The sequence below is a fragment of the Prevotella sp. KH2C16 genome (genome assembly GCF_900113305.1).
In the GTDB taxonomy this organism is placed as follows: Bacteria; Bacteroidota; Bacteroidia; order Bacteroidales; family Bacteroidaceae; genus Prevotella.
In genome coordinates, this window is record NZ_FOOW01000041.1 from 1 (window position 1) to 10,825 (window position 10,825).

Annotated in this window: 4 protein-coding genes and 3 pseudogenes; 6 read left to right on the top strand and 1 reads right to left on the bottom strand. The window is 52.7% G+C overall.

Going from position 1 to position 10,825, the window contains the following annotated elements; translation table 11 throughout:
• Positions 1 to 88: 88 nt before the first annotated feature.
• A complete protein-coding gene (locus tag BM114_RS13775) occupies positions 89 to 364 on the bottom strand; it encodes a hypothetical protein (protein ID WP_092114293.1) in 276 nt (91 codons plus the stop codon).
• Positions 365 to 848: 484 nt separating this feature from the next.
• Here BM114_RS13775 and BM114_RS13780 point away from each other — a divergent pair, with 484 nt between their 5' ends.
• The 6 genes and pseudogenes from BM114_RS13780 (at position 849) to istB (ending at position 10,709) form a co-directional block, all read left to right on the top strand.
• Positions 849 to 2,216 (top strand): ATP-binding protein, encoded by a 1,368-nt coding sequence (locus BM114_RS13780; RefSeq protein ID WP_092114287.1) that lies wholly within the window; start codon positions 849 to 851, stop codon positions 2,214 to 2,216.
• Positions 2,217 to 2,228: 12 nt separating this feature from the next.
• Positions 2,229 to 5,116: pseudogene (locus tag BM114_RS13785) on the top strand (ATP-binding protein).
• A 228-nt stretch (positions 5,117 to 5,344) separates the two neighbouring features.
• Positions 5,345 to 6,739 carry a DUF3945 domain-containing protein gene (locus BM114_RS13790; protein WP_092114289.1) on the top strand — a complete coding sequence of 465 codons (1,395 nt, stop codon included), beginning with the start codon at positions 5,345 to 5,347 and terminating at the stop codon, positions 6,737 to 6,739.
• Between the two features lie 34 nt (positions 6,740 to 6,773).
• Positions 6,774 to 8,174, top strand: a pseudogene (locus tag BM114_RS13795) (DNA topoisomerase); the annotation flags it as partial.
• Between the two features lie 180 nt (positions 8,175 to 8,354).
• Positions 8,355 to 9,950 (top strand): IS21 family transposase, encoded by a 1,596-nt coding sequence (istA, locus tag BM114_RS13800; RefSeq protein ID WP_092114291.1) that lies wholly within the window; start codon positions 8,355 to 8,357, stop codon positions 9,948 to 9,950.
• Positions 9,931 to 10,709 (top strand): annotated as a pseudogene (istB, locus tag BM114_RS13805) (IS21-like element helper ATPase IstB). Before istA ends, istB begins: the two are co-directional and overlap by 20 nt.
• Positions 10,710 to 10,825 lie beyond the last annotated feature (116 nt).

A 10,825-nucleotide genomic window follows, 5' to 3' on the forward strand; every position in this document is an offset into this window, starting at 1 on the left:
GGAATGAGCGGTTTTGTTCGTTTGCTGTTCATACTTAATTAGAATTAAAAGGGTTTATATATATGTCTGTTCTACATACCTTATATTATTATAGGCATACGGTGAAGAGGCTCACGATGCGCTTCCAGAGGGTGCGGCAGGGACGGTCGTTCGGCTCTTCGGTTTTGGCTTCCGATGGCTCCCTGCCTTTCGGGTCAGGCGGCGGATTCTCGGGATGAGGATTGCCATCAGGAGAAACACCACGACGGTCGAGCTCGATATCTATCATATCACGGATAGTGCCGAGCAGCTCGAAGCGGTCTTCCACAAACTGCATGTAGCGTCGCTGCCGTTCGGTGAGTTTCTTGTTGTCTTGTTGTTTCATATCGGTTGCTGTTTTGTTGAAAAGGTTTTGCAAGCGAGCGCAAAGGGGAATCTTGTTCCCGATTTGCCGAGCGCCGCTAAATCTTATACAAAGTTAGGCATGGAAGCCCCGAACAGGCATTGCAAATCCTGCCAAAATTCTTGCACCATCGGACATTCTGCATTTTGCCCATCTTGCACCATCGGACATTTTGTGCTTATAACAGACTGTGTATAAATGAATTGCACTGACATATTTACAAATATTAACAATCGGTGAATTTGGAGGAAGAAAGAGGTTGGAAGGGTATTCAACCATAGGATTCTGACCACACGCAATGCGACTCTGAAAAGCAGGAACAGGGCTTTCGCTCCCTATTCTGTCTGAAGTAATCCCTATTTCGATAATGATTTTAGTTAATTCCTTTCTCTTTTTGGTTGTGTTTTCAGAATTAAATCGTAACTTTGTACGCAAATCATTTCTAAACGGCAATCATATTATACAGATGACTTATTTCAAAAGACACATAGACGACAAATTGATCGAGTGGAAAACCGAAGCTCGACGCAAGCCATTGCTGATACGTGGTGCCCGTCAGGTGGGCAAGTCCACTGCCGTAAGAGAACTCGGAAAGCAATTCCGCTACTTTGTGGAGGTGAACCTTGAAAAGCAACCCGATCTGCGGCAACTGTTCACGGAGAACATCAACGTGAAGACTACGTGCGAGAAACTCAGCGGTACGCTTGCCATCCCCATCATACCGGGCGAGACGCTCCTCTTCATCGACGAAATTCAGGTAAGCAAGGAGGCTGTCATGGCACTGCGCTACTTCAAGGAAGACTATCCCGAACTGCACGTCATTGCCGCCGGCTCGCTGCTGGAGTTTGCCTTGGAGGATCTGCCGTCGTTTGGCGTGGGAAGGATACGTTCGCTATATATGTACCCGTTTTCATTCGACGAATTTCTCATGGCTCAGGGACTCGGACTCACCGTTGACTTCAAGCGGAAGGCAATGGCCGATGCTCCTCTTACGGAATCGGCACACAAAGCCTTGATAGAACAGTTGCGCTCGTTCTATCTTGTGGGAGGAATGCCGGCAGCCGTGACGGAATGGGTGGAAACACATAGTTATATAGAGGTGTCGCATATCCACAATGAAATTATCGACACATACAGCGACGACTTTTCCAAGTACAAGAAACGGTTTTCGCCGGTTCTCCTCAGACAGGTGCTGCGCTCGACGGCATTGCAGGCAGGAAAGAAGTTCGTTTATGCCACAGCCGCACGCGATACGAAATCTACGGTGGTGAAAGAAGCCCTGCACCTGCTCACGCTTGCCGGGCTTGTAACCCCTGTGAAGCATACGGACGCACATGGCATCCCACTCGGAGCAGAGGAAAATGAAAGCTACGTGAAGTATCTTTTCTTTGACTTGGGTGTCATGCAGACCATGCTCAACATTCCTGCGGGAGACATTTTTATGGCTACAGAGGTGGACTTTGTGAACAAAGGAGGTGCGTCCGAGATGTTTGCCGGATTGGAGATGATGAAATACGGCGACTGCTTTATGAAACCCGACCTGCATTACTGGCAGAATCATGTCAGGAACAGTCAGGCGGAAGTGGATTACCTCAAAGTGAGCAATGGCAATATACTTCCCATAGAGGTTAAAGCCAGCACGCAAGGGAGCATGCAGAGCCTTTGGATTTTTATGCGTGAACGCAGGCTCTTCGATGGTATCCGCACATCACTTGAGAATTTCGGTCATCTTTCTTACTATGACAAGCAGGACGACAATGCCGAGCGACACGTAAATATAGTACCCTTGTATGCCTTGAGCAACTTATTTATAACAACCCATGAACAACTCTAAATCATCACCTATATGCAACACTATCGATATGCCTGTAAAAACCCTTTACAGCCTCACTATGAACTTTTCAACATCCAAGAGGGTAAATGCTATCATCTGATTTTAAGTTCGTTAGCGATATTTATTGCAGGCTTTCTTCTGTTGGTTTCGTGCGGCAAGAAGTCTGTGGCTTTCACCCCCGACGAACGTAAGACGGTGGACAGCATCGTACGCTCTGTGCGCACACCCGACTCGTTGGCCCTGCTGCAAAAGCAATTAGAGGACAAGGGCGACAGGCTGGGCAGCGTCGTGGCCTTGAGGGAGTGGGGCAAAGCTCTGCGCAACGAAAGTCGTTTTGAGGAAGCCCTGCGCACCCACAGCGAAGGGCTGAGACAAGCGGAAGCCATCGGCGACACCATAGAATGGGTGCAGGCGTTGAACAACATCGGCACCGACTACCGGCGCATGGGCGTGCTCGATGCGGCACAGGAGTACCATTACCGCGCATGGACGTTGAGCGAAGAATGTGCCGACACTTCCTTTACGGCGAAGAAAAACCGTGTGGTGTCGCTCAACGGACTGGGTAACATCTACATGACACTGGGCAACTATGAGCGGGCTGACAGCACCCTGCGCATGGCTCTGAAAGGCGAGCAACAGTTGAACAGTACACTGGGACAGGCTATCAACTATGCCAATCTCGGCTCCATCTTCGAACACCGTGGGCAGATAGACTCCGCATGGGTCTATTACCGCAAGTCGATGGCGCTGAACACGGATGCGGGCAGCGACCTCGGCATATCGCTCTGCCACACCTATTTCGGTTCGCTCTACGAGAAGGCCGGGCAATACGACAAGGCGACCGGGGAGTACGAGACCGCCTACCGGATGATGCAAGCCTCGAAGGACGAATGGCATGCGCTGAACTCGCTCATCGCCCTTGCGGGCATCCATAACGCCATAGGAAATAGGGCAAAGACACTGGACTATCTCAGCAGGGCAAAGCAGGTGGCAGAGGGCATCAAGTCGCCAGAACACTTAGGAGAAATCTACACCTTATATTATAGGCACTACAAGCAGTTGGGCGACAGTCGTTCGGCACTCTCTTCCTACGAGCAGGCTGTCGCCATGAGGGACAGCCTGCTGGACATGGAGAAGGTGAATCGCATCCAAAACGCTAGCCTGAGCATCGAGCGCAATCGGCAGGAAAGGGAGAAGAACGACATGATGCTGCGACTGGAGCGTGAGCGCACGATGCGGTATGTCGGTTTCATCGTATTGGGTGTGGTTTTGCTGGCACTGGGAAGCCTACTTGCCGCTGTTCTTTACACGAACCGACTGCGCCGCCGCAACCACCTCGCCCTGAAACGCGTCTCTGAGCTGCGCGAGAACTTCTTTACGAACATCACCCACGAGTTCCGCACGCCGCTCACCGTGATACTCGGACTGAGCCACGACCTGCAAGCCGCCGAATCGGAAGAAGTGAAAGACAAGGCACGAACCATCGAGCGGCAAGGCAATGGACTGCTCACGCTCATCAACCAGCTGCTGGACATCTCCAAGATCAAGTCGGCCGTAGGCAACGCCGACTGGAGAAACGGCAATATCACCGCCCAACTCACGATGATCGTCGAGACCTACCGCGACTATGCCCGCAACCGCAACATCGACCTGCAGTTCTTTGCCAAGGATACGGTGGAGATGGACTTTGTTCCGGACTATGTAAACAAGGTGATCAACAACCTGCTTTCCAACGCCCTCAAGTTCACGCCCGAATACGGCAAGGTGAACGTGACGATGTGGCGCGAGGGCGAACGCCTGCTCATCGATGTGGAGGACACGGGTCAGGGTATGGACGAGGAGACGCTCCCCACGTCTTCGAGCCTTTCTATCAAGGCGAGAGTGATACCCCGAACATCGGCACGGGCGTGGGGCTTGCCCTCGTGAAGCAGATCATGGATGCAGTGGGAGGCAGCATCACCGTGGAAAGCACGGTGGGCAGAGGCACGACGTTCCACCTCAGCGTACCGATACGCAACGAAGCCAAGCAACGGATAACCGCTACATCGGAAACGCATACGCCGCTCCTGCCCGAAGCGGGAACGTCGCTTGCCGACAACGAGGGTGAAGACAGCCAGTGCCGTCTGATCGTCATCGAGGACAACCGCGACATCGCAGCCTATATCGGTTCGCAGTTTGCCGACCGCTACGCCGTTAGCTATGCGGAGAACGGTAAGGCGGGACTGGAAAAGGCGCAGGAACTGGTGCCCGACCTCATCATCACCGACCTGATGATGCCCGGCATGGACGGTCTGGAGGTTTGCCGTCAGCTGCGCGGCAACGAGATTACCGACCATATTCCCATCATCGTGGTAACGGCGAAGATCACGGAGGAGGAGCGCATACGCGGACTGGAAGCCGGGGCAGACGCCTATCTCGCCAAGCCGTTCAATGCCGAAGAACTGCGCACAAGGGTGGAAAAGCTGATCGAAGGACGACAGTTGCTGCGCAAGAAATACGCACAAATGATGACAGCACATCAGGATGACGAAGAGGAAGAAGCCACACAAAGACGTGCAGCCGATCTACGCTTTCTTGCCAAAGTGTCGGATGTCATATACCTCCAGCTCAATCGCGGAAAGGATATAGAGGTGTCGCAGATTGCATCGGCCATGTGTATGAGCGACAGACAGTTCTACCGCAAGATGAACGCTCTTACGGGCAGCACCCCGACGGTCTATATCCAGCGTGTGAAAATAAAGAAAGCCAAGAGTCTTCTTGACGGAGACTCACAGATGAGTTTCAGAGAAATAGCCGACAAATGCGGCTTTAACGACTATTCCAACTTTGTACGGACATTCAAGAATATCTACGGTGTCACACCTACAGAGTACAGACGGAGTAATGCCGGAAAAATGTAAGATCTGACATATACTCGCCATGACCTGAAAATACGGGGTCGTATCGACAAGAACGAGCGGAGTATGCCTTTGGTATGCTCCGCTCGTTTTGTTTTGTCCCGACATCTGGCCACTTCCGTCCATATCGACGCCACAAGTACGCAGTTATCTCAAACCTCTAACATACACGGTTTCTTTGGTTTACTTTTGTCCGTGCACCGCTGTTGGTGCCATTAAAAACATTGTAATATGGACGAAAAAATCAAAGACCAAGAAGTCCTTTTGGTAAAGGATCAAAAGGACAAGAATCTCAAAGCCGTCACAGGAACGGACGAGAAAGGCGGACTGAAAACCGTTCCGCCCACCGCAGAGCATGAACAGAGCTTCCTGAAGTTCGACAAGCACAGCAATGCGCTGGAGAATTTCCTTTCCAATTTCATGCGGCAGTTCAAGAACCCCACACCGCTGACTTTCTTCAAAGTACCCTTTGAGAGTGCCGTTGCCAGTGCTCGTGTACTCTCGGAAATGCTCAAAGCACCGAATGTCCCCTCTAATAAGGAGATGCTGGACTCCGCCCGTGTCAATCCTTCGGACTATGCAGGGGAGCAGAAACAGTCCTTCCAAGGCATTGACCCCGACAAGGTGAGATGGGAGCAGTTCGAGCAGATGGGCGTAAGCCGTGAAAGTCTGGAAAAGGGCAAGCATCTTGATGACCTGCTTCAATACCGCAAGACTCCGCTTATTCCCATCAGTATCAAAATCGGAGAGGTCTCCCTTTATACCGATGCCCGTCTTTCTCTGAAAGCCTCAGGAGACGGGACATTCATTCCCGTTGTCCATGCCATCCGCAAGGAGCCTCAATTGGAGCGTGAGTTCTTCGGGCATACCTTTACCGATGAGGACAAGAAAGCCCTGAAAGAAACGGGCAACCTCGGTCGCACTGTGGAGCTGACCTTCCCCGGTAAAGATGAGCCGACCCGCAGCTTCGTGAGCATCGACCGCCTGACGAATGACATCATCGCCCTGAGTGCCGACCGGGTACGCATCCCCGATGAAATCAAAGGCGTGAAGCTGAGCGACGAGCAGAAAAAGGAACTGTCGGAAGGCAGAAGCATCTACGTGGAGGGTATGACCTCCAAAACGGGCAAGCATTTCAATGCCAACCTCCAATTCAATGCCGACAAGCGGTCGATTGAATTTCGTTTCGGCTCTCCCAAGCAGGAACAACGCCAAAGACAAGCCCCCGAAAGGCAGGAACAGGCAGAGCAGAAAGAATTGCGTGTCCCCAAGAAGATGCTGGGACGCGACATCTCTCCCGAAGAGCAAGCGAAGCTCAAAGCAGGTGAAACGGTCTATATGACCGGGCTTATCGACAAGAAGGGAGAGCCTTTCAATGCCTATGTGCGCCCGAATTTCGAGAAGAACAAGTTCGACTTCCTCAAATGGAATCCCGACAAGTCCCAAGCCAAAGAGGTAACTCCCGACAATGCTTCCCACACGCAGGTCGCCGTCAATTCCGAAGGCAAGACCAACGAGGCTACCAAGCATGTGAAGGAGCCGCTCAAGCAGGGACAGACAGAACCTACCGCCCAGCAAGAGCAGAAAGAAGAAGAGAAAAAGCGTTCCAAGGGAATGAAAATGTAATCCGCCACCACTAACATCCAAAAAGTAAGAACAAATGAAAGTCATCATAGCAGAAAAGCCGAGCGTAGCTCGTGAAATCGCCCGTGTCGTTCGGGCAACCAACAAGAAAGAGGGTTATATCGAAGGAGGCGGCTATGCCGTCACGTGGGCATTGGGACATCTGATAACGGCAGCCATGCCCGAAGCCTACGGCATCAAAGGTTTCCACAAAGAAAACCTGCCGATTCTTCCTCCCGTCTTTACCCTTATTCCCCGCCAAGTCAAGAGCGACAAAGGCTACAAGACAGATCCGAGTGCCGTTGCCCAATTGAAAGTCATCGAAAAACTCTTCCGAGCGTGCGAGGGCATTATCGTTGCCACCGATGCCGGAAGGGAAGGTGAGCTCATATTCCGCTTTATCTACGAGTATCTCGGCATCGCCAAACCCTATGAGCGACTGTGGATCAGCTCGCTCACGGACAAAGCCATCAAAGAGGGGCTTGCCCATCTACAAAACGGCGCGGCGTATGACAACCTCTATTATGCCGCCCGTGCCCGCAGCGAAGCCGACTGGCTGGTGGGCATCAATGCCACCCAAGCCATATCCATTGCCGCAGGGCGAGGCACTTACTCCTTGGGCAGGGTACAGACTCCGACCCTCTGTATGGTCTGCTCCCGTTTCTTGGAGAACAAGAAGTTCGAGCCACAGCCATTCTGGCAACTCAGCCTTGCCATAAGGGAAGGTGATGAGAGCTTCCACTTCTCCTCTGCCGACCGCTGGTTCGATAAGACGGAAGCCACCGCCCTGTACGAGAAACTCAAACAGGCTCCTTATGCCACTGTAGAGACAGTTGTGCGCAAGGAAACCAAACAGGAGCCACCGCTTCTGTATGATTTGACAACCCTGCAGAAAGAAGCGAACAGCCGATACGGATACACGGCAGAACAGACCCTTTCCTTGGCTCAGAAACTCTACGAAAAGGCATACATTACCTACCCACGCACGGGCAGCCGCCATATCCCCGAAGATGTCTTTGCCGAAATTCCAGCTTTGATAGCATTTTTGCACGACCATTCCGTCTGGGGTGTCCATGCCCGCCGACTGACCGAACCGAATGCACATTCGGTGGACGGCAAGAAAGTGACCGACCACCACGCCCTGCTCATCACGGGCAAGAAGCCGATAGACATGTTTGGAGAGGAAGCGGTCATCTATGATATGATAGCCGGACGTATGCTCGAAGCCTTCTCCGCCCGTTGTGTGAAGAATGTCAGCACGGTTACTGCCGTCTGCGAGGATGTGAAGTTTATCCTCAAAGGTGAAATCATCAAGGAAGAGGGTTGGCGTGCCGTTCTCAAAAACAGCAAGAAAAAAGACAAGGAGCAGGCGGAAGCCGAAGAACGGGAAAGCCGAGAAAACGGAGAAGGCATCATCATTCCCCAATGGGAGGACGGTGGAAAAGCCGAGCGCGTTTGACCCCCGAGGGCAAGCGACGTTGACCCTTACGGGCAAAATAAGAATGACCCTCTGCGGCAAAATAAAATTGACCCCTGAATGCGATTGCCATTCAGGGGCTTTTTTGTAGTTTTGTGTTGCCGTCCTGACTGGCGGATAAACGTTAAACTACAGAATTCAATGACAAAGTTAAGAAATTTATTGCGATGTTACGCCATTGGAATGAGTATAAAAAGCATCTCTAGTGCTTTTCATCCCTCGCGTAACACTGTGCGCAAGTATGTGCGCAGGTATCAGGAGAGCGGTCTGACGCTTGACCTGCTGATGACCATGTCTGAGGAAAAGCTCCAGGAGATGTTCCTCGACAACCAGAATCGCAGCCGTAAGCCATCTGCGCGCATGGATGAGCTGGAGGCTCTGATTCCCGACTACGTGAAGCGGCTCAGCCGCAAGGGCGTGACTGTCAAGTCGCTCCACGAGGAATACCTCAGGGAGCATCCTGACGGCTATAAGTACTCTACCTTCAAGCGTGCCGTCCGCCGGCAGAAGTACCATGTGCGGGTTGTCGGCCATGTTGACCATCTTGCCGGAGACCAGATGTACATAGACTACGCGGGTGACAAGCTGGAGGTCGTGGATGCTGAGACTGGCGAGGTGCGCTGCGTGGAGGTGTTCGTTGCCATCCTCCCGTGCAGCCACTACACCTACTGCGAGGCTGTTTGGTCACAGAAGAAAGAGGACCTCATCGTGGCCTGCGAGAATGCCCTTCACTTCTTCGGCGGTGCGCCGATGGCCGTCGTGCCGGACAACCTGAAGGCTGCTGTCACGCGAAGCGACCGTAACGAGCCTGTCATCAATGAGGACTTTGCGGCAATGGCCGAGTTCTACGACATGGCAGTATTCCCGGCCAGAGCACGCCATCCGAAGGACAAGGCACTTGTGGAGAATGCGGTAAAGCTGATGTACCGCTCTGTCTATGCCGACATCGAGGGGCTGGTGTTCCATGACCTCGCGTCCCTGAATGCCGCCATACGCAATTCGCTGGGTGCTTTCAATGACCGCAGGATGAGCGGAAGGAAAGAGTCACGCCGTGAGCTTTTCGAGGAGGTGGAGAAGGAATATCTCCAGCCGCTTCCCGCAGTCCGTTTCCAGATGAAGGCACGGAAGACCGTTACGGTCATGAAGAACAGCTACGTGATGCTGAACAAGCACCACTACAGCGTGCCCAAGGAATACATAGGCAAGCGTGTGGACATCGTATATGATGCGGACAGCCTGCAGATATACCACGGGCTGAAGCTTGTGACCTCCCACATGCGTAACGACACGCCATACGGCTACACACAGAAAGAGGCGCACAAACTGCCCGGCCGTCACGGCTCCTATGAGAAGGACCTCGGCGAGATCTACGAACGTGCCCGAGCCATAGACAACATCCTGCTTAACTACCTCAGGGAAGTCGCAGCGCAGAAGGAGTATCTGCCGCTGGCCTTCCGTACGTGTAAGGGCATCATATCGCTGGAGAAAAAGTACGGCCTTGCCCGCCTCGTAGCGGCATGTGCCTGTGCCTCCGAGGGACGGCAGTACGGCTACAACGAGGTGCTGGAGATCCTCAAGCGTGGCGACGACGTGAGCTTCATGCCGTCGGACGATGACACCCCTGACGCTTTCCTCAATTACAAGCCGCAGATTCACAAGAATATACGCGGCAGGGAATACTACTCAAACTTATCAGGTAACGAAAAAGAAGATGACAATGGAGACAACAAACAGTAAGACTGCACCAATCGTGCAGGAGAAAGACCAGAACCAGGTCACGCTCGACCTGATGCGCAGAATGAGGCTTACGGGAATGGCCAACGCCTTTGAGGAAAGCCTCACGTCCACCTATGCCGAGGCCATGACACCCGACGGCTTCATCTCCTGGCTGATGGCAAGGGAGTGGGACTACCGCTCCTCGGCAGCCATAGACAGGCTCATACGCGGAGCCTCCTTCCGCTACAATGCCTATCCCGAGGAGATTGACTACAGTATCAGCCGCGGGCTTAACCAGAACCAGATGGAAAGGCTGCTCTCGCTTGACTTCGTGCGGCAGGGCAGAATCTCTTCATCACGGGATCTGCCGGCACAGGCAAGAGCTTCCTTGCCACGGCCACAGGCTATCATGCCTGCAAGAACGGCATCAGGACGCTATATTCAAACACCTCAAAGCTGCTCAGCTCTCTGAAGGTCGCAAAGGCCAAGAACACCATAGAGACGGAGTTGAAGAAGATAGAACGGTGCCAGCTGCTCATCCTCGACGATGCCTTCCTCGTACCGCTGGACGCCAAGGAGCGTCCCATCCTTTTGGAAATCATCGAAGACCGCCATGACAGGAAGTCAATCGTCATGGCCTCTCAACTCCCTGTGGAAAACTGGTATGATGCCATCGGTGACCAGGCTGTCGCCGATGCCGTGCTTGACAGGATCGTACACTCATCACACCGCATCGAACTCTTCGGCGAAAGCATCCGCAAGATGAAGGCTAAGAAGTAAACAGGGCAAAATAAAAATGACCCCGCCAGTCAGGACTTTAGAGGGGTCAAAATAAAAAAGTTTTCAGGGGTCAACGTCGCTTTGCCCTCGGGGGTCAAACGCGCTCGGCTTTTCCA